The organism is Pseudomonas gingeri (assembly GCF_013386165.1).
Taxonomy (GTDB): domain Bacteria; phylum Pseudomonadota; class Gammaproteobacteria; order Pseudomonadales; family Pseudomonadaceae; genus Aquipseudomonas; species Aquipseudomonas gingeri_C.
In genome coordinates this window covers 40,104-62,625 of record NZ_JACAOS010000021.1, presented here as the reverse complement: position 1 = coordinate 62,625, position 22,522 = coordinate 40,104, and the positions used below count along the sequence as shown (strand labels likewise).

General features: G+C 60.0%; 20 protein-coding genes. 10 read left to right on the top strand and 10 right to left on the bottom strand.

The window, feature by feature from the left end; genetic code table 11:
• Nucleotides 1-184: 184 nt before the first annotated feature.
• Nucleotides 185-352, top strand: coding sequence for a hypothetical protein (locus HX866_RS25450; protein ID WP_177140619.1), 168 nt, complete (start codon nucleotides 185-187; stop codon nucleotides 350-352).
• 121 nt (nucleotides 353-473) lie between these two features.
• Here HX866_RS25450 and HX866_RS25445 read toward each other — a convergent pair whose 3' ends face one another.
• On the bottom strand, nucleotides 474-1,136 hold the full coding sequence (locus tag HX866_RS25445) for an NADPH-dependent F420 reductase (RefSeq protein WP_177140618.1): 663 nt from the start codon (nucleotides 1,134-1,136) through the stop codon (nucleotides 474-476).
• 103 nt (nucleotides 1,137-1,239) lie between these two features.
• On the opposite strand from HX866_RS25445, the gene HX866_RS25440 reads away from it, so the two are divergent.
• Nucleotides 1,240-2,139 carry a LysR family transcriptional regulator gene (locus HX866_RS25440; RefSeq protein ID WP_177097584.1) on the top strand — a complete coding sequence of 300 codons (900 nt, stop codon included), beginning with the start codon at nucleotides 1,240-1,242 and terminating at the stop codon, nucleotides 2,137-2,139.
• Here HX866_RS25440 and HX866_RS25435 read toward each other — a convergent pair.
• The 4 genes from HX866_RS25435 to hemB all read right to left on the bottom strand — a co-directional run bounded on the left by HX866_RS25435 (nucleotide 2,096) and on the right by hemB (nucleotide 5,888).
• Nucleotides 2,096-3,307, bottom strand: a complete 1,212-nt coding sequence (locus HX866_RS25435; protein WP_177140617.1) for an MFS transporter — start codon at nucleotides 3,305-3,307, stop codon at nucleotides 2,096-2,098. The genes HX866_RS25440 and HX866_RS25435 overlap by 44 nt on opposite strands.
• 392 nt (nucleotides 3,308-3,699) lie before the next feature.
• Nucleotides 3,700-4,023: a low molecular weight protein tyrosine phosphatase family protein gene (locus HX866_RS25430; protein WP_177097586.1), complete on the bottom strand. Its 324-nt coding sequence runs from the start codon at nucleotides 4,021-4,023 to the stop codon at nucleotides 3,700-3,702.
• Between the two features lie 340 nt (nucleotides 4,024-4,363).
• Nucleotides 4,364-4,822: an FAD/FMN-containing dehydrogenase gene (locus HX866_RS25425; protein WP_218179784.1), complete on the bottom strand. Its 459-nt coding sequence runs from the start codon at nucleotides 4,820-4,822 to the stop codon at nucleotides 4,364-4,366.
• A 91-nt stretch (nucleotides 4,823-4,913) separates the two neighbouring features.
• Complete coding sequence (hemB, locus tag HX866_RS25420; RefSeq protein WP_177097588.1) at nucleotides 4,914-5,888, bottom strand: porphobilinogen synthase; 975 nt, start codon at nucleotides 5,886-5,888, stop codon at nucleotides 4,914-4,916.
• Nucleotides 5,889-6,570: 682 nt separating this feature from the next.
• Between hemB and HX866_RS25415 the strand changes: the two genes are divergently transcribed.
• The 3 genes from HX866_RS25415 (at nucleotide 6,571) to HX866_RS25405 (ending at nucleotide 8,771) form a co-directional block, all read left to right on the top strand.
• Entirely contained in the window at nucleotides 6,571-6,882 is a 312-nt protein-coding gene (locus HX866_RS25415) for a hypothetical protein (RefSeq protein ID WP_177097589.1), read from the top strand.
• A 210-nt stretch (nucleotides 6,883-7,092) separates the two neighbouring features.
• Complete coding sequence (locus tag HX866_RS25410) at nucleotides 7,093-7,788, top strand: fumarylacetoacetate hydrolase family protein (RefSeq protein ID WP_177140615.1); 696 nt, start codon at nucleotides 7,093-7,095, stop codon at nucleotides 7,786-7,788.
• 77 nt (nucleotides 7,789-7,865) lie between these two features.
• Nucleotides 7,866-8,771 carry a helix-turn-helix transcriptional regulator gene (locus HX866_RS25405; RefSeq protein ID WP_177140614.1) on the top strand — a complete coding sequence of 302 codons (906 nt, stop codon included), beginning with the start codon at nucleotides 7,866-7,868 and terminating at the stop codon, nucleotides 8,769-8,771.
• On the opposite strand, the gene rtcA is transcribed toward HX866_RS25405, so the two are convergent.
• The 4 genes from rtcA to HX866_RS25385 all read right to left on the bottom strand — a co-directional run bounded on the left by rtcA (nucleotide 8,772) and on the right by HX866_RS25385 (nucleotide 13,778).
• A complete protein-coding gene (gene rtcA / locus HX866_RS25400; RefSeq protein WP_177140613.1) occupies nucleotides 8,772-9,794 on the bottom strand; it encodes an RNA 3'-terminal phosphate cyclase in 1,023 nt (340 codons plus the stop codon).
• Nucleotides 9,795-9,803: 9 nt separating this feature from the next.
• On the bottom strand, nucleotides 9,804-10,592 hold the full coding sequence (locus HX866_RS25395; RefSeq protein ID WP_177140612.1) for a nucleotidyltransferase domain-containing protein: 789 nt from the start codon (nucleotides 10,590-10,592) through the stop codon (nucleotides 9,804-9,806).
• A gap of 22 nt (nucleotides 10,593-10,614) precedes the next feature.
• Entirely contained in the window at nucleotides 10,615-11,841 is a 1,227-nt protein-coding gene (locus HX866_RS25390) for an RtcB family protein (RefSeq protein WP_371319289.1), read from the bottom strand.
• Nucleotides 11,842-12,230: 389 nt separating this feature from the next.
• Nucleotides 12,231-13,778, bottom strand: coding sequence for a TROVE domain-containing protein (locus HX866_RS25385; RefSeq protein WP_177140610.1), 1,548 nt, complete (start codon nucleotides 13,776-13,778; stop codon nucleotides 12,231-12,233).
• 204 nt (nucleotides 13,779-13,982) lie between these two features.
• Between HX866_RS25385 and rtcR the strand changes: the two genes are divergently transcribed.
• The 5 genes from rtcR (at nucleotide 13,983) to HX866_RS25360 (ending at nucleotide 20,629) form a co-directional block, all read left to right on the top strand.
• Nucleotides 13,983-15,590 (top strand): RNA repair transcriptional activator RtcR, encoded by a 1,608-nt coding sequence (gene rtcR / locus HX866_RS25380; RefSeq protein ID WP_177140609.1) that lies wholly within the window; start codon nucleotides 13,983-13,985, stop codon nucleotides 15,588-15,590.
• Between the two features lie 122 nt (nucleotides 15,591-15,712).
• A complete protein-coding gene (locus tag HX866_RS25375) occupies nucleotides 15,713-16,468 on the top strand; it encodes a YkgJ family cysteine cluster protein (protein WP_177097665.1) in 756 nt (251 codons plus the stop codon).
• 171 nt (nucleotides 16,469-16,639) lie between these two features.
• Nucleotides 16,640-17,080, top strand: coding sequence for a CBS domain-containing protein (locus HX866_RS25370; protein ID WP_177097597.1), 441 nt, complete (start codon nucleotides 16,640-16,642; stop codon nucleotides 17,078-17,080).
• Between the two features lie 319 nt (nucleotides 17,081-17,399).
• Entirely contained in the window at nucleotides 17,400-19,091 is a 1,692-nt protein-coding gene (gene arnT / locus HX866_RS25365) for a lipid IV(A) 4-amino-4-deoxy-L-arabinosyltransferase (RefSeq protein ID WP_177140608.1), read from the top strand.
• Nucleotides 19,088-20,629: an ArnT family glycosyltransferase gene (locus HX866_RS25360; protein WP_177140607.1), complete on the top strand. Its 1,542-nt coding sequence runs from the start codon at nucleotides 19,088-19,090 to the stop codon at nucleotides 20,627-20,629. Before arnT ends, HX866_RS25360 begins: the two co-directional genes overlap by 4 nt.
• Nucleotides 20,630-20,721: 92 nt before the next feature.
• Here the strand turns inward: HX866_RS25360 and ggt are convergent, their stop codons facing one another.
• The gene (ggt, locus tag HX866_RS25355; protein ID WP_177125909.1) at nucleotides 20,722-22,449 is read right to left on the bottom strand and encodes a gamma-glutamyltransferase; all 1,728 of its coding nucleotides are present in this window, start codon (nucleotides 22,447-22,449) and stop codon (nucleotides 20,722-20,724) included.
• Between the last annotated feature and the right edge of the window lie 73 nt (nucleotides 22,450-22,522).

Here is a 22,522-nt window from a genome sequence, read left to right as displayed (position 1 = left end):
GCCTGATCGACCGTCGCGTTGCTGAAGGTGGTTCCGACCGTCTGATCCAGAATCGTGCATGAGTCGCTTTACTGCAGCATCCAGCCAAGAGCCCGGCCTTATCAGCCGGGCTTTTTCTTGTCCGGAAGTACAGTACCAAGCGTCATTTTCCAACCTCGGATGCTCACGAATGCGGGCAGATTGAATGGACCGTTTTCATGCCATGCGCACCTTCGTGCGGGTCGTCGATAGCCAGGGGGTTTCCCGGGCGGCGCAGGCCATGGCCTTCGTGGTGGTGGGCGGCAATGTCTTCGGAATGCTCGCGCCGGTGGTGACCGGCTATGTGATCAGCGCCACCGGCAGCTATAACTGAGCGTTCGTGATTGCCGGAGGATTGCTGGTCACCGGGGCGGTGGTGAGCCTGGGCATGACGCGCAAGCCGATGATTCCCCCGGAGCCGGCGCTCGCGGGGGAATCGGTAGGGGCCGGGTCAGTCAGGAGCGCCACGAGCCATCGGGCAATTCAACATCCCGCTGGGCCGCAGCCAAGGCAGCCTTGAGTCCGGCTTTATCCAGCGATATGCAGTAGGCCGGTTTAGCTCGTTCGAAGCGCCAGCTTTCATCCAGGCCGCCGGCATCCACCGCGTCGAATCCGATCTCGTTGAGGAACTGGATCACCAGCGCCTTCGCGGCCGGATCATCCGCGGCGACCGGCAATGCGCGTCGGTCTGGGGCCGCTGCCGGGCGCGAGTCGCGCCCCAGATCCCGGGCAAGAATGGCATTGAACACCTTGACCACGCTGGAGTGCGGCAGGTGTTCAGCGAGCAGGCGGCTGGTGGTGGTTTCGAAACGGTCGAGCGCGGCAATGCGACCGTCGCGCTGCGGGTAGTAGTTGTTGGCATCCAGCACGACTTTGCCCTCCAACCATTGGGCCGGCACGCTCCGGTAATGCTCGAACGGAATGGCCACGAGCACCACGTCACCAAATTCTGCAGCCTGCTCGACAGTGCCGACCTGGCTCCCAGGAATACCGCTGGTCACGCTGGTCAAGCTCTGCGGCCCACGTGAATTACTGAGCAACGCTTCGTGTCCCGCCGCGATGGCCAATTGCGCCACTGCCCGTCCAATAAAGCCTGCTCCAATAATGCCAATACGCATGTCGTTGCTCCACGGATGACCAAGAAGAAACCATGATGATTGCCAACTAACGATAGATAAATAATCATCGGCTACTTAGTCTCACTACCAGGAGTAACTAATCATGGATCGCCTGACGAGCATGGGCGCCTTTGTGACGGCGGCGGAATCCGGCTCCTATGCCAGCGCTGCCGAGCGACTGGGGCTGTCGCCGCAGATGGTGGCCAAGCACGTGGCCGCCCTTGAGCAGCGGCTGGGCGCGCGCCTGCTCAACCGTACCACCCGACGCCAGAGCCTGACGGAGTTGGGCAGCGTCTACTACGAACGCTGCAAGCACATCCTGAGTGAGGCCCAGGCGGCCGACTCCCTTGCCCAGATCATGAATGACACCCCGCGCGGCAAGCTGAAAGTCAGCGCTCCGGTCACGTTCGGCTCCTATCGCCTCATGCCCTTTGTGACGGAGTTTTTGCGCCAGCACCCAGAGGTGGAAATCGACCTGCATTTGACCGACCGTTTCGTCGATCTGGTCGAAGAGGGTTATGAGGTGACGTTCAGGCTTGGTCCGTTGACCACCTCCAGCCTGATCGCCAGGCCATTGGCACCTTATCGACTGGTCACCTGTGCGGCGCCGAGCTACCTGGCCAAGCGCGGCGTGCCGCAAGTACCGGATGACCTGAAGGCGCATGAGTGCCTGGGGTATGTCTATTGGTCCCGTCCAGCTGACCGCGAATGGGTCTTTTGCAAAGGCTCCACCGTTGAGCGGGTGCAGGTTTCCAGTCGATTGCAGGTCAACGAGAGCAAGGCACTGTTGTCGGCCGCACTGGACGGCTTCGGCGTGCTCCTGGGGCCCGAAGACTTTCTTGAGCCGGCCCTGCGTAGCGGCGAGCTGGTTCGATTGCTGGCGGACTACCAGGCACCGAGCCGACAGATGCATTTGCTCTACACCGCCAATCGTCAGAGAACCGCCAAGCTCCGGCAATTCATCGATGCGGCGCTCGCACGCTTTGGTCCGCCTCAGCCATAGAGCCACCCATGACATACAAGGCGCCACCGAGAATAATGAACACCGCCAACACATAGAACATGGCGGCGGGTGGCAGCGTGGCCAAAGCGACACCACAGACGATCGGGCCGAAGGCGCCGCCGAGATTGGAGAGGTTTTGCGCCGCGTAGTACATGCCACGCAAATGCGTCGGGGCGATGCGGTCGATAAACATGTATTCGACCGGAAACACGATGATTTCCCCAAGGGTGAAGATCACCATCGCCGCCGCCCAGGCCCACAGGCTCTCGGCCATGGAAAAGCCCACCAGGCCGGCGAGGAACAGCGCCAGCCCGCCCACCAGCCAGAGGGTCAGATGACGCTGGTCGATCGACTTGCCGAGCAGGTACTGCAGGCAAATGACCACGCTGGCGTTCACCGCTACCAAGGTGCTGATCACCGTATAGACACGTTGCGCGTCGAGGGTCAGCACCAGGTACTGGGACAGGTATGCGGTGAACTGTCCGAACACCACGGCACTGAGTATGCCGCCGAAGGTGAAGCAGACCAGGCGCCGGTCCTGAATCAGAATCCGACCGACCTTGCCAAAGGAGAACCCGGCGGTCTCGGACTGGACGGCGCCGAGATGGCGATCACCCTGGGTCGCATAAAGCGCGAAGAACAGAATGCCCAACAGCGCTGAAACCACAAAGGGCAGCTGGATGTTGACGCTGGCCAGCCCGGCGCCGACAAAGGGCCCTACCGCGTAGGCGATATTGATCAGCGTGTAACGCAGGGAAAATACCTGGCTTTGCTCATCCCCGGGCAGCAGGCGACCGAAGCTGGCCTTGGCCACCACATCGATCGCCGAATAGGAAAAGTTGAAGGCCACCAGGAAGAAAAAGAACACCGGCAGGCTCAAGGTCAGGCACATGCCGATAAAGCCGCTAATGAAAAAGACGGTCAGGGCCAGGATCAGTGGGAAGGGTCGTACACGGTCAGTGAGATAGCCACCATAGAGGCTCAGCAGCGAACCCAGGACCAGGGCACCGCCGACGATCATACCCACCGCGGTAACGCTCAGGCCGTAACGCGTACTCAGGTAGATCACCATATACGGCAGGGTGATCGCCCTCCCCAAGGTCAGCAGCAGGGCGCTGGCCAGAAGCAGGTTGACGCCTGCGGGGTAGTGTCTGAGCGTGGCGAGCATGCTGCCTCCTGGCGGCAATAGATTTGCAGGGAGGCAGGATAGTACAAACCGGTGCTCGATTTCGATAGCCGATCCGAGCGGCCTAGACGTGGGTCGGCGCGTTCATCGCCGCACCCAGGGCCACAAGCATTTGTTGGCGCATCCAGCGGTGCGCCGGAGCACTTGAGTAGCGCTTGTTGGACAGCACGCTGGGGGTGTCGCTCGGTGGCAATGCCCGGGGCTATCTGCTTGGCCTGGGCAGTAGGCTGCATCGCGTTGCCAGAGCGAACGAACAGCTCATCGGAAAGCGACTGGCGTATGCGCGCTAGAGCATGGCTGCAGTCTGAGGCTGGAGTCGCGGCGAAGCCCGATAGGCTCCGCCGAAAGCTCGGAAGACGGGAGACACGTGACTGTCAGGCCGGCAGGTAACGACTGAATCTCGCCTCCAGCAGCGTTATCAAGGCCGGCTCCATGTATTCGTAATCATCGGCGATATGCAGGCAGACAATCCGCTTGTTCGCCAACTCCGCCCGGAACCGGGCTGTCAGCTTCTTGCGATGGGTCTGTTCCATCACGCAGATCAGGTCGGCCCACTCCAGCAGCTCGGGGCTCACCGGAACATCCGCATCATGGCCGACGCCAGCCGAGGCGGTCTCCACGCCAGGCCGATCAGCAAACAGTTGCTCGGCGGTCGGGCTGCGCAAGCGGTTTTTGCCGCAGATGAAAAGCACGTTCAATGGGGGTGAGCTCCTGATATGGAGTCATCCGCAGATCGAACATTCTCTGGCGCTTTCCCGGCTGCCTTTTCCGCTCTCAATGGCTTAATTTTTTTAAACCGCCTTGGCAGTTGACCACAAAACGCAAACCACACTGCTCAATTCCATTTTTATCTGCTGCGAGGTATTGGATGTGCGCATGCTTACGAGCTTGGGTATGCCAAGTCAAGTAGTTAAAAACTGAATACTGGGCGCTTTCAGATTCCGCAACCTCTGAACGATTGCTCCTAGCAGATAGCTGCCGCTAGCAATACCTGATTGATCATGTCTCCGTGCCAACTCTCTGACCGTCCTTCGGCAATCAGTGATCCGCCACCTTATCCAAGGCCTCTCGCAGGTCGATAGCACGGGCAAATTCCCGTTGGGCAACCAGTCGGCCATTGTCCAGTTGCAGCCACAGCACCTTGTCTTCAGCGCCCGGATAACGCGGTGCCACCCGCCCATCACGGTCGAGCAGGACGCGGTAGCTGTAATCACGCATGGCCGGGACGGCGAAGAGTTTGCTGATCAGCGCGGGCATGCGCTGGACATCGGCAACGAATACGCTTCGCCGTGCTTCCAGGTAACCTTTGGGCTTGTCCTGCAACGCCGCCTTGACCAGCTTGGCACCGTCCATATTGCGGGCGACCAACAAGATCTGGGTGCGGGTATCCAGGCTGTAGGGCTGGTCATACTGATCAAGCAGGGTCCAAGGCGCCAGGCGCTCACCGACTTCCGTCGCCTGCGCCAAGATAGGCAGCAGGCTCAGCAACAACACCATTGCAACTCTCACGGTTCAAGACCTCGGGGTTCAGATTGTTTGGCCGATTTAAAGAAAAATCAGGTCAACGACACCAGGCGCTTTGCTCCTGCTAAACGCCGTCGCGGGCAATGTCCATGGCGAAGTAACTCAGGATGATGTCCGCCCCGGCGCGCTTGATCGCCCCCAGGCTTTCGCGAACGATGCGGTGCTCGTCGATGGCCCCGGCCTGGGCGCCGAACTTGATCATCGCGTACTCACCGCTGACCTGATATGCCGCCAGTGGCAAGCGCGAGGCTTCGCGGATATCACGGATGATGTCCAGGTAGGCACCGGCCGGTTTGACCATCAACACATCGGCACCTTCCTGCTCGTCCAGCAAGGATTCACGCACCGCTTCGCGTCGGTTCATCGGGTTCATCTGGTAAGCCTTGCGATCACCCTTGAGCGCCGTACCACCCGCTTCGCGGAACGGACCGTAGAGCGCCGAGGCGAACTTGGTCGAGTAAGCCATGATCGAGGTGTCGAAAAAGCCGGCAGCATCCAGGGCACTGCGAATCGCCTGGACCTGCCCGTCCATGGCCGCCGACGGTGAGATAAAGTCCGCCCCCGCCTGTGCCGCCACCACCGCCTGACGCCCAAGGTTCTTCAGCGTTGCATCGTTGTCGACCGCGTCGCCGTGCAGCACGCCGCAATGGCCATGGGAGGTGTACTCGCAGAAACAGGTGTCGGACATCACCAGCATTTCCGGCGCCGTGTCCTTGCAGATCCGCACCATGCGCGCCACCAGGCCCTCTTCGTTCCAGGTGTCGCTGCCCGTCGCGTCCAGATGATGGGACACGCCGAAGGTCATCACCGACTTGATCCCGGCCCGGGCGTAACGCTCGATCTCGCTCGCCAGTTTCTTTTCCGGAATCCGCATCACCCCGGGCATGCTGGTGATGGGCACAAAATCATCGATGCCTTCCTCGACAAAGATCGGCAATACCAGGTCGCTGAGGCTGAACTCGGTTTCCTGGAACAGGCCGCGCAGGCTTTCGTTACGGCGCAGGCGACGCAGGCGCGTCGTCGGAAATAGCTGTGACATCGTGTTTCCCGAGGCGGATTCAGAAGCTGCCGAGCTTAGGCCAGTCTCCCGAGGTTTTACACCGGCAGATCAAGAAAGGTCTGTTGCGCAGGCTGCAACAGTACGAACCCCTTGAATTCACAGGCTGCGACCGTCAAACCTGTGAAAACAAGACTTATCGGTCACATTTCGTCCATTGGGCCCTTTTCCAATGTTGTAAGAAATAACGACTTTGCAATATGTAGTGCTTAAAAATATTCACTACAAAATGGTTGACGCCTTCTTTCGGCACTTGCATGATGGACCCGTCTCCCCGATCGGGAGCGCTGCAAAAGCTGTTGTTACAACAGGCTCGACAAGCCGTCGAGCTGTTCCGGATCTGTACTGCCCACAAGGCAGATTGATGAAGCTGACCTGGCGTGATCGTCCCAACGGGCGAGAAACACTGGCCTAACGTCCTCAAAATGCTTGTGGCTGACTTCGTTACTGTCGTCAGCGCCGTTCTAAGGATTGCGCTGTTGTTTCTGCTCGTTGAAACGTTGTGTGTAGCAGGCTTTCAACCCCGCTACACGAATCGCGCCCAGGGCCGGCGCCACACTCGACGGACACCATTGTCCGTGTGCGGCACCGCAGCAATTCGCCGTCTTGGCAACGATACACACGTAAACCAGACAGATTAACGAGTGGTCAAAGGGGCTTTAACATGAATCTGAACAATCAAACGACTATCGATCAACTGGCTGCCCTGTTCGCCTCGCGCAAGGACAGCCTTGACGACCATATTCTCTGGATCAGCCAGACCGGAGAGGTGAAACTCGACGGCCGCTCGCCTTACGCCGACGAGCGCGCCTTCAGCCAGGCCCAGCCCGCGCTGTTCGCCTGCGTCAAGATGTACCGCCGGGGCCAGGGCTATGTCGGCAAGAAAGCCGCTGCGGACAAAGACTTCATGGCTCGCGTGCTGCAATCGCTGAAATCGGAATGGGCCTCCCACCATGCCCTGCCGAAAAGCGCCTGACGACTCGCTATAACCGCGTCACACAAGGCGTCTCACACAAAACCCGGCTATTGCCGGGTTTTGTTTTTCTGCACGCACGACCCGACGGCACCTTGCTGCCGTGCAAAATCCAGAAGCATGCTGGATTTGTCCAATTTCCCGTCGCCCCGCTCCTCCACACTTGAGCCATGGCCAGAGACCCACGGCCGGATTCCAACGAGGAGAAATACCATGAGCGATTATGTGTTCGCCCCCCACGCCATCCCATCCCTGGCCATTGAAGGCGAGTCGGCACGTTTTCCGATTCGCCGGGTATTCTGTGTCGGCCGCAACTACTCCGAGCATGCCCGGGAAATGGGCCACGACCCGGACCGCGAACCACCGTTCTTTTTCATGAAACCCGCCGATGCGGTGGTGCCGGCCAGTGGTGTGATCGCCTACCCACCGTTGACCGAGGACCTGCACCACGAAATCGAACTGGTGGTGGCTATTGGTGAAGGCGGCACGAATATCGACCCGGACAACGCCCTCGCCCATGTCTGGGGCTACGGTGTCGGCCTCGACCTGACACGCCGGGACATCCAGGCCCAGGCCAAGAAACTTGGCCGCCCCTGGGATTGGGCCAAGGGTTTCGACGAGTCGGCACCTTGCACGGCCTTGCGTCGGGCCACTGCACTGGGGCATCCACAAAGCGGCGCGATCTGGCTGAAGGTCAACGATGTTGAACGCCAACGCGGCGATCTGGCGGACCAGATCTGGTCGGTACCGGACGTGATCAGCCATGTGTCGCGTTCGGTTGAGCTCAAGGCCGGCGATCTGATTTTCACGGGTACGCCGGCAGGTGTCGGTGCCTTGGTCGCAGGTGACCGGATCAGTGCCGGGATTGATGGGATCGCGACGTTCGAGTTGAGCATCGGCCAGCGCTGATCGGCAACCTGGATGCCCGGAGGTCGCCATTGCCCTAGAATGGCGACATTCCGGTTCAGTCATCAAGGACAGTGTCGATGTCGAGTTCCTCCCGTGTGCGCACCTATGGCATGCAGCAACGCAGCGACCGCCCGGACTTCTATATCCGTGACAAGCAGGCCCGCCCGGCCATCGTTACCCCGCACCGGCATGACTATTTCCAGATCCAGATCAACCTGGGCGGCGACACCGTGCAGCACATCGGCGGCGCCATCCGGCCTTATCCACACCAGGCCCTGGCGTTTATCCTGCCCCATCGCCTGCACCTGATCCCGCACCCGGAAGACGGCAATTTTGTCCTGATCAATTTTTCCCAGGCGTTTTTCCTGCCGCACCTGCATTGCGACCCGCTGGATCTGGAAGACCTGTCCATTCATGACCTGCCGGAACTGTCGCCGTTCCAACATCAGGAGCATCTGGACTTCATCCTCGCCGACCGTGACTTCGCCGAAGTCCTTACCCTGCTGGAAAAGATGCGCGAACTGGATCAGGGCCGCGACCTCGGCACCCGCCAAGCGCTGAAGGGCTGCCTGCTGCAACTGACCGGCAAGATTTGCAGCCTGTATGCAAGCGAGCTGCAGGCCTTGTCGGCGAACAAGGCTGCACGACGCGGACGGCGGGATGCCTTGGCGCGGGTCACGCGTTATCTGCGCGAGCATATCGCCGATCCGGCGCTGAACCTCAAGGACACCGCCGAGGCGGCATTCCTGTCCCCCAATTACCTGACGCACTTGCTGCGCAAGGAAACCGGCAGCACCTTCTCGGAGCTGGTCCTGGAGCGACGCATGCACCTGGCACGCACGCACCTGCTCAATAGCGAAAAGCCGGTGAGCCAGATTGCGCAATTGTGTGGTTTTGCCGACGAGGCTTACTTCTCACGCCGCTTCAAGGCCACCCAGGGCCTGCCGCCGGGCCAGTTTCGGCGCCAGCAACAAGCATCCTGATCAGCCATGACACTCGACGAGCAACACACCTTCCGCCAGCGTCGTGCAGGCAATCCTCAGCGGCAGAAAGCTCTCGATCACGCGAATATTGCTTTGCAGATGCTCGGTCATACGGAGTGTGGTGAAACTGCCACCCCCCGCAAGTGCCATGGGCAGCAGCAATTGATCGGCCAGGTGTTCACCCACCGCGGCGCTGCTGTTCAACCAGAGCCTGGCAGACTTGACCGCTTCATCAGCCACGGTCTCGGCCCGCAAGCGAGCCTGCCCAAATGCGCTGAAGACCTCAGTCACCTGCTCACAGCGGTACTCCAGCAACAATACATTCCCGGGACCTTCAGCCGGATCAATCAGTAGCGTACGGCGCGACTTGTTCGGAAAATCCAAGCGACTGCCGACCCTGGCCAGCTCACGCTCGGCCACCGATTCGGCAACACCGCAGAGCAACACGCAGGCCTCACGCCCCAATTCGGCCCCCCGCTCGTTCAGTTGCAAGGCCTTCAGTGGCGAAGGCTGGATAAAGGCTTCCAGTTCACCGCCACCGGCCGGCACAAAGCCATGTCGCGAGAGCTGCAACTCAACCTTCGCCCCCATCCGCCGCAACAATGGTAACCAGGCACGCTCGAGAAACTCGAACGGCGGCGCCAACGGGTTATGTGTTCCGCCGGTAATCACCACCCGGCTCGGCGCTGGTGCCTGCAACAAGGCCGGTAACACAGTTTGCAGCACCAACGTGCAGCTCCCAGCCGTACCGATAGCGAAGCGAAAGTCCCCACCACGAATAGGACCCGGCTCGAAATACAGGCTTTGCGAACCAAGCTCTGCGCCCTCCACTTTAGCGCCGCAAACCTCGGCAGAGGCCAGCACCGCCGCCAGGTGCTGGCGCATCAAGCCGGGGCGACTGCGCTTCGCCCGAATATTGCAGATCCGCAACGCCTGTCCCGTCACCATCGACAGGCTCAGCCCACTGCGCAACACCTGGCCGCCGCCCATGGCGCCATCCAGTTCGATCACTTCCCTTTCCATATCCTTCCTTCACTTATAGCGATGAACCATTTCCCTCAGGTAGTGATCCAGCCGTTGACTGTCCTCAGTGGTACGCGGCAACACCGGTACCGAGCGCTCCAATTGTGTTTCGATAAACCCGTGCAACGCCGGACGCCGAGGGCCATAGGCAGACTCATCGGCGCTGCGCTTGAGCCTCAATAGCTCATCGATCTCTTCCAGCAGCAACGGATCATCGACGGTCTTGAGCAAGGCATCGAACGTCATGGGCGGGCGACCCAGCCCCATGTCAATCCAGCGCACCGCCAACAAGGGGCGCAGCACATAGAAATACTTCTTGAAACGCACCGTCTCGCCCTGCAGGTAGCCACGAAAGTTCTTCCTGGCCATCGACAAGTAGTGATTACGCGCGGCCGGCGGGCTATAGAACGCTTCCGCCAACTCGCGCAGTTGCCGGGTCGCAGCCTCTTCGCTGCGGTACACCAGGGGCGAGTCAAGCCATTCGAGCAAGGTCGGGTTGGACTTGCGCAACAACCCGAGGGTCTTGCGCAGCTCCCAGCCACTGATATCCAACTCATCGTCCAGGGGGCGCTCGATCACATCCCGCACTTCGCTGACCTGGATGAACCAGTCCGGTTTCTCCACGTAAACAAACCGTACGTCGTAATCACTGTCAGTCGACGAAAAGCCCCAGGCACGGCTACCGGACTCACAGGCATACAACACCTTGACGTTGCGCTCACGCTCTATTCGCGCAAGCTCCTCCAGCACCCGGGTGCGCATGGCGCTATCCAGCGGGTGACGTTCTGCATGCTCCATCTTTATTTCCTTTCAATTCGTTTTATCCCTTTACACACACCACCTGCCGCAATGTATGCAGCACTTCCACCAACTCGCGCTGGGCGTGCATCACCTGGTCGATGTCCTTGTAGGCCATCGGAATTTCGTCGATCACCGCCGCGTCCTTGCGACACTCTACGTGGGCCGTCGCGCGGATCTGGTCATCGACGGTGAACAGTTGCTTGGCCCGGGTGCGGCTCATGGTTCGGCCGGCACCATGACTGCAGGAGCAGAACGACTCTTCGTTGCCCAACCCGCGCACAATGAAGCTCTTGGCCCCCATGGAACCGGGGATGATGCCCAACTCGCCCTTCTTCGCCGATACCGCGCCCTTGCGGGTCACCAGCACCTCCTCACCGAAGTGCCGCTCCTTCTGCACGTAGTTGTGATGGCAATTCACCGCCTCAAGCGCAACATCAAAGGGTTTGCTGATCACCTGGCGTGTCGCCGCGATCAATGCCTGCATCATCAACGCACGATTCTGCCGTGCGAAATCCTGAGCCCAGCCGACCGCCTCGACGTAATCGTCAAAATGCCGGCTGCCCTCTTCGAAGTACGCCAGGTCCCGGTCCGGCAAGTCGGCAATGTGCTCGCGCATATCGGCCCGGGCCATCTCGATGAACAGGTTGCCGATGGCGTTGCCGACACCACGAGAACCGCTGTGCAACATGAACCAGACGCGGTTCGCCTCATCCAGGCAGACTTCGATGAAGTGGTTGCCTGAGCCCAGTGTTCCCAGATGGCTGCGGCTGTTGCTCTTCGCAAGCTTGGGGTACTTGTCGGTGATCGCCTTGAACCGCGACTCCAGCGCCGCCCACGCCAGATCGGCCGCACTCGGAATATGATCCCAGGCGCCCTTGTCCCGACCACCGCGAGTACCACTGCGGCCATGGGGCACCGCCCGCTCGATGGCCGTGCGCAAACCGTGCAGGTTGTCCGGCAGATCATTGGCAGTCAGCGAGGTGCAGGCGGCAATCATGCCGCAACCGATATCCACACCGACCGCAGCAGGAATGATTGCACCCACAGTGGGAATCACGCTGCCAATGGTCGAGCCCTTGCCCAGATGCACGTCCGGCATCACTGCCATGTGTTTGAAGATGAACGGCATCTTTGCCGTGTTCATCAATTGCTCACGCGCCTCCGGCTCGACCGGAACGCCCTGGGTCCAGAGTTTGATCGGCTTGCCGTTGGCGACTTCGAGCAAGGTATAGGTCTGGTCTTGCATATTCTTCATTTCCTGATGGCCAATACACTGGCCTTGTCCTGGGGTAACGGCGACAAGAAGGAGGTGAAACATGCGCCGTGCTCTGACCACTGAGCTATTACCTTGCGGCAAGCGGGAATCGAACCCGCCACCACGGCGTGCTGTAGTTCCACCGGCATTCGCCGGGGTAAAACCATCAATCAAAAGCGGTACGACAAGAAGAAGTGACTGATCCGTGTTTCCACGGGCCGGACTCAAGCCGGCATTCAGATGTACAGCCACAGGCATTCGTACCTTCGTTACAACTGACAAGAGTGTGGTGAGACATCTTTGATGTAGTCCCACCGGCATTCAGTTATCGCGAAACTCAGCATCGCTGCACCCGCCCCCTTCGGCGCGAATGCGTTTTTTCATATCGACATGGCGTCAATCACCTGCACCCAATGTCGCGCCCCGTAGGTGCCCTCGGTGAACTGGCTGATGACATCGAACACCGCGTCACTGAAACCTCCGACATTCAAGATGTCTGGCCGGTCCGGCGCCTGGGTGGTCACACCGGGTTGCATGTCGATACAGATCAACCGCGCACTCGGGTTTATCTGGCGGATACGCTCCCATTGCCGCATCGTTTCTGTAACGCCATGACGTCGTTCGTCCATCCAGGATTCGTTATCCGACACCAGAATCAAGGTGTCCACCCGAGCCCCTTCATCAGCCAACTGCGCCAGCGGTGCCGAACAACGGGTTCCCCCGCCACCTATGGCGGCCAGTTTCTGGGCGTTGCTCATCACACTGTCCCGAGGATTGAGCCGCACCTTCACCACCTCGTTCTCGAACGGTATCACCCTCGCCTCCGGCGCCTTGCGCAATACGGCTGCCGCGACCAGTGCCGCCACATCAATGCAACGCACCGTTGTGGTCGCACCCTGGCGGTAACCGGTGACCGGGCTGTGCATCGAACCCGAGACATCCGGGCAGATCACCACCGAGCCCCGCAACGCCGGAACATTGCCCAGGGATAACTCCAACGCATCCTGCAAGGCTTCACGAATCACCTGTGGCACTTCAGCACCGGTCATCTGGTAGGCCGCGAGCAACCGATACGGATAAACCCTCGCCTTGGCCACTGCCTCCGGGTCAGCCAGTCGCGCCGCAACAGCCGCAGCACAACCCGGGACGTCAAAGGCACCGTGGCGAGCCAATGTGTTCAGGTTCATCCGCAAAGCCTGCCAGCCCATGCTTATGGCCAGCGCAGCCCACTGATGCTTGTCCAGCGTCTCGTTGCCAAGCAATTGAAACGGCACTTCAGGCAGTTGCCGAGTCGTGCCGCCGCGAAACTCCAGCAGCGAGCGGGTCAACGGTGGCAAGGTGTCGATTGCCACGGGCTTGCCGATGACCCAGGCAAAGAATGCTCCGCGCCAGTTTTCACTCGGCTTGGGATGAACCATCTTGATGACATCCGCCAAGGAAGGCTGATTACCCACCGATGCTTGCAGCAACTGCTGCTCGCTGGCCGTGTTCAGCCAATCCTGCACCAAGCGTTTGGGCTGTGACCCCAGCGACTTGCGCCCGGTGACACCGCTGCGCAGGATCTGTACGAAATTGCGCAACATCTTGCCGTTATCCACCACCTGTGCGAACACCACCGGCAGCATGGTCGAGTGTTGAGCGGCCAAGGCCGTCAGGAGCAGCGCCGGCATATCTTTCATGTGCCCCTTCTTGCGGGCATAAATCGCAGCCTTGGCGACAAAGACGCTGTCGAGTTCGATAACCCGCTTCAGGACTTCGTCCAGCTGGCTTTCAGCACTTGCATAGAAGGTCGAGTTCAGGCAACCGGTGACGGCCAACTGCGCCAGAGCATGGCGAGCCGTATAGGCATAAGCCGGCGCCTGGGAAGCGTTCAGTGTGTCGTATGCCACAGGCACGGCACGGGTCTGGAACAGTTGGGTATTGGCCATGCTGGCATCTCGCTCTGCTGTCTTGTTTGTTGTCAGAGGTATTGCAGACGCTGTGCCAGATTTTATTTTTTCGTCTTAAAAAATCACAAATAATTGATTTATAAGTAATTTTTTATTTATTCATTCAGAAACTCACTCTTAAGCCAGACAAAAAATCATTTTCTATTTATTATTTTGTATCGCCATTTATCCATAAAGATAAACATGCCCAGCAAACGCTCAGTCACCATCGGTTTTATCGGCTCCACCCTCGATCGCGTCGGCAAAGGCGCCAACCGCTGGAGCCACTGGCGACCCAGCGTGGGTTTATGCCAGCAGCCTGACTTGCTGGTGCATCGCTTCGAGCTGATTCACGGCACGGACGCCCGGGATGTGAGCCTTGCCGAACGGGTACGCCAGGACATCCAACAGGTGTCGCCGGAAACCGAAGTGCGCCTGCACCCCATGACCTTGCGCAACCCCTGGGATTTCGAAGAGGTGTACGCAACGCTGCATGACTTCACCACCGACTACCCCTTCGATACCGAGCATGAGGAATACCTCGTGCATATCACCACCGGCACCCACGTAGCGCAGATCTGCTGGTTCCTGCTCACTGAAGCGCGCTATCTGCCGGCCCGGCTGATCCAGACTTCACCTGCCCGACGCCTGGATGAAGCAGCTCGGGTCACCGGCACCCACGCACTGATCGATCTGGATCTGTCGCGTTATGACCGGATCGCCACACGCTTCACCCACAAGCGTCTTGAGGGGCTGGCCTTCCTAAAGTCCGGCATCGCCACCCGCAATGCCGCCTTCAACCGCACTATCGAGCAGATCGAACGTGTGGCCGTGCGCTCGCGCGCGCCGATGCTGCTGATCGGCCCGACCGGCGCGGGCAAGTCCTTTCTCGCGCGGCGCATTTATGAGCTCAAGCGCAGCCGGCATCAGATCCAGGGGCGGTTTGTCGAGGTCAACTGCGCCACCTTGCGCGGCGACGGCGCCATGTCGGCACTGTTCGGCCATATAAAGGGCGCCTTCACCGGCGCGCAAAACAGTCGCGAAGGCCTGTTGCGAGCGGCCGACGGCGGAATGTTGTTCCTGGACGAGATCGGTGAACTGGGCCTGGATGAGCAGGCGATGCTGCTCAAGGCCGTCGAAGAAAAGCGCTTCTTCCCCCTCGGCTCCGATAAAGAGGTCGAGAGCGACTTCCTGATCATCGCCGGTACCCACCGGGACCTGCGCAGCCGTGTTGCCGAAGGCCTGTTTCGCGAGGACTTGTATGCCCGAATCAACCTGTGGACCTTCGATCTGCCGGGCCTTGCGGGCAGACGCGAAGATATCGAGCCGAACCTGGACTTCGAACTGGAGCGCCATGCTCGGGAACAAGGTCATCTGGCACGTTTCAACGCTGAAGCCCGGCGCCGCTACCTGACCTTCGCCAGCTCCAGCGAAGCGAGCTGGCTCGGCAACTTCCGCGAGCTGTCGGCCTCGATCACGAGAATGGCCACCCTGGCAGACAGCGGCCGCATCGATGAAGCTCAGGTAGAGGAAGAAATAGAACGCCTGCGCCACGCCTGGGGCCTGGCTGAATCGCAGGACGCCCTGGATCAGCTACTCGGCGAAAATACCCGGGAAGTCGATCTGTTCGATCGCTTGCAACTCAATGCGGTGATTGAAGTGTGTCGTCGAGCCAACAGCCTGTCGGATGCCGGACGCCAATTGTTCAACGCATCCCGCCAGACCAAGGCCAATCCGAACGATGCCGACCGTCTGCGCAAATATCTGGCGCGATTTGACCTGGACTGGAAGCAACTGAATCCCAGCAACTGAGTTTCTTTCGGCACACCTGTAACAAAATGTGAACTCGCCACTCCACAGACTAAACCCCCGTGCAATCACGGGGACCGGCGCTCATGCGTCGGTTCAAAAAGGCTGGATGAGGTGGCGACGTGATCAACACAAGATTTTCCTGCGTGGGCTGCGGCAAATGCTGCAATGACCACTACGTTCCGCTGACGCTCGACGAGTCCCGACAATGGGCCGCGGACGGCGGCATCGTGATCGTCCTGGTTGAGGCGTTCCTGGAAAACGGCCATGGGGTGGTCGAAGCACAGTTCGAGCATGCCCGTCGCCGCTCGGTCCTGGTTGCCAGCGGGACAACCCAGGCCTGGCTGGCCGTCACGTTCGCAGCCTATAACAACGGTCCGTGCCGCAATCTCGATGCCGACAACCGCTGCGGCATCTATGAGCGGCGCCCGCTGGTCTGTCGCATCTATCCGGCGGAGATCAATCCCCATATCCCGTTGCGCACGGACCGCAAGGACTGCCCGCCCGAATCCTGGGAGCAAGGCCAGGACCTGATCGTCGGCGGAAAGCTGGTCGACCAGGAACTGGCCGAACTGATCGAGCGCTCGCGCCAGGCCGATCGCGAGGATATCGGGGCCAAAGCAGCCATCTGTGCCCGCCTCGGCATCAGCACGACCGCCCTCAAGGGCAACGGCTTCGCCACTTATCTGCCCGACATGCAAGATTTCATGAGGGCCCTCGAAGAGATCAACGGGGATCGGCCGGCCAGTTCCTCTGAACAGCAATGGGCGTTCCAACTAGCGGATGAAGACAGCACCCAGGCCTTACTCGCCCACGGCGCGACCATCGCTCAAACAGGTACCGGGAACTACCGGTTTATCCCCTTGCGCTCTCCCGATTGAGGTTCCTGGCTCAGCGAACGGCGGCCTTCTACGGCAAAAAACCGTGCAATGACGTTTTTTCAGCGTCTATAGGCCGCTTTCTGCATCGTCTTCGCGGTATCCGTCTACGATTCTGTAAGAGCGTCACGATGAAATGTGGCCCACAACAAGAACCGCAAGAGAGAGCCGTCCATGAAAACCGTCGCAGAGCTGTTGAAACTCAAGGGTAGCCAACATCAAGGGGTTCATACGATCGCCCACGACCATACCGTGTTCGAAGCGCTGATCCTGATGGCCTCGAAAAATGTCGGTGCCCTTCCGGTAGTCGAAAACGGCCAGGTCGTGGGTATCATCAGCGAGCGTGATTACGCACGCAAAGTGATCCTCCACGGGCTCAGCTCGGTCACCACCAAGGTCCACGAGATCATGAACGCCCCGGTCATCACCGTGGATTCGCGCCAGAGCGTGGACACCTGCATGAACATCATGACCGACAAACACCTGCGCCACCTTCCGGTGGTCGAAGACGGGCAACTGATCGGCCTGCTGTCCATCGGTGACCTGGTGAAGGAGGCGATTACCGAACAGGCCGACCTGATCCGGCAACTGGAACAGTACATTCGCGGCGAGTAAGAGCAGTCCCCAACCTTGAACAGGCTCACGACAGGAGCGAGAACACCGCTCCTGTCGAGAACATTGCCACCCACTAAATTATGTCAAAATGTTTATGAAACCCAGGTAATACGGGGCTTCCAGCGATATTTCCGTTTTTTTCACAACCCTTTCACTTCACTCCCACCTGCACTCCTCTACATTCCCCCCCTGCCCTCACACGGCCTTGTCTATCCTTTACAGTTTTAAACATCGAAACCCTGGATCGGGCCAGCAAGTCCATGCATTGTGCCTGCCCCGCTCAAACCCTAGCTGCGGCGCTTACCGCTAAGGTCGACCCATGAACCCTCACGTGTTTCCACTTTCCGCCGCAACGCTCAGGCGCTGGTCCGTGCCAGTGCTGCTCCTGGCCTTCGCGGTGTTCTACCTGTTGCCCATGATGGGCCACGGCCTGTGGATTCCCGACGAACCGCGCTACGCCCAGATCAGCCAGGAGATGCTGCTGACCGGCAACTGGACCGCCCCGCACTTCATGGGCCTGCGCTATTTCGAAAAACCCATCGCCGGCTACTGGATGATCGCCATCGGCCAGGCGATATTTGGCGAGAACCTCTTCGGGGTCCGCGTGGCATCCGCCGTCGCCACCGGCCTCAGCGTGCTGCTGACCTACCTGATCGCCCGGCGCCTGTGGAACGATCCGCGCAAGAGCTTCGCCTCGGCCTTGCTGTTCATGAGTTTCGGCCTGATCGCCGGGCAAGCCGGTTACGCCAACCTCGACCCGCAGTTCACCCTGTGGTCGAACCTGAGCCTCTTCGCCTTCTGGTTCGCGGTCGACAGTAAAGAGCGCCGCCATCGCCTGTACGCCTGGGCCGGACTGGGCGTGGCCTGCGGCATGGGTTTCCTGACCAAGGGTTTCCTCGCCCTGCTGCTGCCGGTCCTGATCGCCCTGCCCTACATGGTCTGGCAACGCCGCTTGGCTGAACTGCTGCGTTATGGCCCGCTGGCCGTGGTCGTGGCGATAATCGTCGCGCTGCCCTGGGTGCTGGCGGTCAACGCCCAGGAACCCGACTACTGGAACTTCTTCTTCTGGCACGAGCACATCCAGCGTTTTGCCGGCAACAACGCCCAACACGCCCGGCCCTGGTGGTTCTACCTGCCATTGCTGGTGGTGTCCTGCCTGCCGTGGTCGGTGCTGCTGTTGCCAACGTTCAAGCAGGCCTGGGAAGAAAAACGCCAGCCCGGCACAGGTTTCCTGTGGTTGTGGTTCCTGCTGCCCCTGGCCTTTTTCAGCCTGAGCCGAGGCAAACTGCCGACCTACATCATGCCGTGCCTGCTGCCGCTGGCGCTGATGATGGGCAATGCACTGATCGACCGGGTGACCCGCGCCGAAGGCCGGATGCTGCGGATCAATGGCTGGCTCAACCTGATCCTCGGCCTGGCAGCCATGGCGGCCCTGATCTACCTGCAAACCAGCCGCTCGATCTACGCCAACAGCCATGCGCAAGTCTTCAATCTTTCGCTGGTGTTCATCATGCTGATGGTCTGGATCATCGCCAACGCCCTGCAAGCGCTGCGCCCACTCACCCTCTGGGCCATGCCGGCGCTGGGGATCGGTTTGCTGGTGGCGCTGCTGCCGGCGGGCATGCCGGCCAGCATCGTCGACAACCAGATGCCGGACCAATTTATTTCAGAACATTTCAATGAATTGAGCCAGACCAACCGTCTACTGAGCAACGAGCTGGGGACGGCGTCCGCGCTCGCCTGGCGCCTGCAACGTCCACGGGTGGATTTGTTCAACACAGCGGGTGAATTGAAGTACGGTCTCGACTATCCTGACGCCGCCGAGCGGAAGGTCAACTCCGCCAGCATCGAACAATGGATGACTGAAGCCCGCAAACAGGGCTCGGTCGGTGTAGTCATGCGCGTCAAAAACGCAGACGAAATGACTGAAGTCGAGCAGCTCCCACTGGACGGCAAGCGTTACCAAAAGGGTAATACCATCATCATGATCTTCCCGCAGACCCAACCATGAATCAGAGTTTCTGGAAAACAGACAAAGGCGCACTGACGCTTCTGCTTATCGTATCGGCCATCCTTCTATTGGTTGGCCTGGGCCAACGAGAGTTGTGGGGCGCAGAAACGCGCTGGGCCAACATCGCCCTGCAAATGCTGCAGTCGGGCAACTACTTCGATCCCTACCTCAGGGGCTCGCCTTATTACGACAAGCCACTGCCCTCCTACTGGCTGATCACCGCCAGCGCCGGCCTGATGGGTGGCCTGGGCCACTGGTCGCTGCGCCTGTCGTCGGTGATTGCCGCCTGGCTGACGATCTGGCTGGTCTACCTGATCGGTGAACGCCTGTGGCGCAAGGGCACCGGGCTGATCGCCGGCTGGATGCTGGCCACCACCTTCTATTTCGTGTTCTGGGCACGGGTGGCAACCGCCGACATCCTCACGGTGTTCGGCGTGGTCGCGGCCATCTGGTGGTACTGGCGCGGGCCAGACGACACGCGGCTGGGTCGCTACACGGTGTTTTTCCTGATCCTGGCCCTGACGTCGCTGCTAAAGGGGCTGATCGGCTTCATCCTGCCGGGACTGATCCTGCTGCCCCACGTGCTGGCTGACGGGCGCTGGAAACGTCACCTCAACCCACGCCTGTTCGTCGCCATAGCCGTTGCTGGCGTGCTGTACTCCATTCCTTTCGTGCTGTCGCATTTCTATGGTTCACCGACCTATGGCGAGAGTGGCCTGGAGCTGGTGTTCAAGGAAAACGTGGTGCGGTTCTTCAACCCCTTCGACCATATGGGGCCGATCTACACCTACCTGATCTACCTGCCGGCCTACACCCTGCCCTGGGCACCGTTCTGGATCCTCGGCCTGTGGGTCGCCCTGCGCCAGTGGAAGAAGATCGAGCCCAACACCCGTTGGCTGGTCTGGGGATTGGGGCTGTTGTTCCTGTTCTTCACCCTCAGCGGCAGTCGCCGTAGCTACTACGTGCTACCCCTGGTACCGTTCGCCCAATTGCTCGCGGCCTGGTGGGTGACCCGTCGCCTGGAAGAGAAGCGTGCGGCCGGCAAAGTCGCAGGCCCCGGCTGGTCGAAAGGCTTTGCGGCGGCGGCGCTGCTCCTGCTGCTGGTGATCGACGTTATCTACCCGTGGACCAACGGCGGTGGCGGCGTGATCAAGTTCGCCGACGACGTGCGGAACAAGGCCAGCCAGCAAATGCCTTGGGACGAATGGAAAATCGTCATGATCGAAATAGACAACAAGGTGCCGATGTACATGAACAACCAGGGCACGCCGTTCTACTACATCAACGACTCCCAGGACTACCCGCGTACTGGCGACAGCGCCGCATTCATGGCCTGGCTGGAGAAAACCAGTGGCCAGCGCTGGGATCCGTCACGCACACTGATCGTCACCAGCTACAGCAAGCATGACGAGGTGCCGTTGAGCTACCTCTCGGTTGACCATGATGTGGTCAACACCGAGCTCACCAATGGTGCGCGGCTTGCCAAGAAGAAAGAGAGTGGCAGCGTGGCCTACATTCCCAAGGCCAAAGGGCTTTAGCCAATGAAACAGGGCACCGCAAGGTGCCCTTTTTTCTTTCCAGGCTACTGCCATCGCCCGCAAGCCGGTTCCCACCAGGTTAGGCGTAAGCCTCAATAGCCCAGCGACAACCCCGTATTACGACGCGGGTCGTTCGCGCCGTAGAAGCGATTGTTGCCTACTGGCTTGCCACCGAGGGACGGTGCGCCGACCAGGATCGCCGCCAGGTGATTCGACGGCTGAGGGCCAGCAAACTTGTGGCCCCAGCTTTCAAGAATCTTCTGCGTGTCCGGGCTCAGGGCAAAGGCCTCGATATTGGTTTCCTCCGGCAGCCATTGCTGGTGGAAACGCGGCGCGTCCACCGCTTCCTGGATGTTCATCTTGTAGTCGATGACATTGAGGATGGTGAGCAAGGTCGCGGTGATGATCCGGCTGCCACCCGGGGTGCCAACCACCATGACGGTCTTGCCGTCCTTGGTGACGATGGTCGGGCTCATCGATGACAACGGTGTCTTGCCCGGGGCAATAGCGTTGGCCTCACCCTGCACCAGGCCGTACATGTTCGGCACGCCGACCTTGGAGGTGAAGTCGTCCATCTCATCATTGAGGATGACCCCGGTCTTGCTCGCCATGACGCCCGCACCGAACCAATCGTTGAGGGTGTAGGTCACCGAGACCGCGTTACCCCATTTGTCGACGATCGAGTAATGGGTGGTGTTGTTGCCCTCATGCGGGGCCACGCCCGGATTGATGTCCTTGGAGATCCCGGCCTTCTGCGGATCGATGGCAGCCCGCAGTTTCTCGGCGTAGCCCTTGTCCAGCAGGTGGGCGACAGGATTCTTGACGAAATCGGGATCCCCCAGGTAGCTGTTGCGGTCGACGTAGGCGTGACGCATGGCTTCGATCTGATAGTGCACGCCTTGGGCCGAGTGATAACCCAGGTCCGCCATCGGATAGCCGTCGAGGATATTCATGATCTCGCAGATCACCACACCACCGGAGCTCGGCGGTGGCGCCGAAACCACGTGGTAGCCACGGTAGTCGCACTCGATGGGCGCCAGCTCGCGGGTTTTGTATTTGTCGAGGTCGGCCTGGGTGATGATGCCCTTGCCGGCCTTGCTCGAATCGACGATGGATTTACCGACCCAGCCCTTGTAGAACCCGTCGGTGCCCTTGGCGGAGATTTCCCTCAGGGTTCTGGCCAGGTCTTTCTGTACCAGCTTCTGGCCGACCTGCATCGGCTCGCCCTTGCTCAGGAAGATCGAGCCCGAATCGTGGATGTCTTTCTTGAATTCGTCGGTGGCGGTGTGCAGCAGGTCGATATCACCTTGCTCCAGCACAAAACCTTCCTCGGCCAACTTGATCGCGGGAGCAATGATCTCTGCACGTTTTTTCGTGCCGTATTTCTCCAGCGCCAGTTCCATACCCGAGACCGTGCCTGGCACGCCGACCGCCAGATACCCTTTCGAACTCAGGTTGGGGACGACATTGCCGTCCTTGTCCAGGTACATGTTGGCCGTAGCAGCCAGGGGGGCTTTTTCACGGAAATCGAGGAAGGTCTTGCGGCCATCGGCCAACTGCACGGTCATGAAGCCGCCACCACCGAGGTTGCCGGCAGCCGGATAAACCACCGCCAGGGCGTAACCGACGGCGACCGCCGCATCGACCGCGTTACCGCCGGCCTTGAGCACATCGACACCCACATGGGAGGCCAGGTGCTGTGCCGTGACCACCATCCCATTCTCGCCAGCGACCGGGGCCTGGGAAGCAGCATGGGCAGGGGAAACAGCCAGAATCAGCGCAGTCGCCAGGAGCGAACGCGCAAGGGGTTCAAACGTCATAAGCGTACTCTCTTGTTTTTATTGACTGGAAACGCAGGCTCCTGCCTGCACAGGCTTTTACCAAGGTAGGCGC

Excerpts from the sequence above, each read along its gene's own strand:
- hemB (WP_177097588.1), bottom strand. The coding sequence starts at position 5,888 with ATGTCACAGCTATTTCCGACGACGCGCCTGCGTCGCCTGCGCCGTAAC.
- HX866_RS25395 (WP_177140612.1), bottom strand. The coding sequence starts at position 10,592 with ATGGAGCATGCAGAACGTCACCCGCTGGATAGCGCCATGCGCACCCGG.
- ggt (WP_177125909.1), bottom strand. The coding sequence starts at position 22,449 with ATGACGTTTGAACCCCTTGCGCGTTCGCTCCTGGCGACTGCGCTGATT.
- rtcA (WP_177140613.1), bottom strand. The coding sequence starts at position 9,794 with ATGGAAAGGGAAGTGATCGAACTGGATGGCGCCATGGGCGGCGGCCAG.
- rtcR (WP_177140609.1), top strand. The coding sequence starts at position 13,983 with ATGCCCAGCAAACGCTCAGTCACCATCGGTTTTATCGGCTCCACCCTC.
- HX866_RS25370 (WP_177097597.1), top strand. The coding sequence starts at position 16,640 with ATGAAAACCGTCGCAGAGCTGTTGAAACTCAAGGGTAGCCAACATCAA.
- HX866_RS25440 (WP_177097584.1), top strand. The coding sequence starts at position 1,240 with ATGGATCGCCTGACGAGCATGGGCGCCTTTGTGACGGCGGCGGAATCC.
- HX866_RS25445 (WP_177140618.1), bottom strand. The coding sequence starts at position 1,136 with ATGCGTATTGGCATTATTGGAGCAGGCTTTATTGGACGGGCAGTGGCG.
- HX866_RS25405 (WP_177140614.1), top strand. The coding sequence starts at position 7,866 with ATGTCGAGTTCCTCCCGTGTGCGCACCTATGGCATGCAGCAACGCAGC.
- HX866_RS25435 (WP_177140617.1), bottom strand. The coding sequence starts at position 3,307 with ATGCTCGCCACGCTCAGACACTACCCCGCAGGCGTCAACCTGCTTCTG.
- HX866_RS25450 (WP_177140619.1), top strand. The coding sequence starts at position 185 with ATGGACCGTTTTCATGCCATGCGCACCTTCGTGCGGGTCGTCGATAGC.
- HX866_RS25415 (WP_177097589.1), top strand. The coding sequence starts at position 6,571 with ATGAATCTGAACAATCAAACGACTATCGATCAACTGGCTGCCCTGTTC.
- HX866_RS25390 (WP_371319289.1), bottom strand. The coding sequence starts at position 11,841 with ATGCAAGACCAGACCTATACCTTGCTCGAAGTCGCCAACGGCAAGCCG.
- HX866_RS25360 (WP_177140607.1), top strand. The coding sequence starts at position 19,088 with ATGAATCAGAGTTTCTGGAAAACAGACAAAGGCGCACTGACGCTTCTG.
- HX866_RS25410 (WP_177140615.1), top strand. The coding sequence starts at position 7,093 with ATGAGCGATTATGTGTTCGCCCCCCACGCCATCCCATCCCTGGCCATT.
- HX866_RS25425 (WP_218179784.1), bottom strand. The coding sequence starts at position 4,822 with ATGGTGTTGTTGCTGAGCCTGCTGCCTATCTTGGCGCAGGCGACGGAA.
- arnT (WP_177140608.1), top strand. The coding sequence starts at position 17,400 with ATGAACCCTCACGTGTTTCCACTTTCCGCCGCAACGCTCAGGCGCTGG.
- HX866_RS25385 (WP_177140610.1), bottom strand. The coding sequence starts at position 13,778 with ATGGCCAATACCCAACTGTTCCAGACCCGTGCCGTGCCTGTGGCATAC.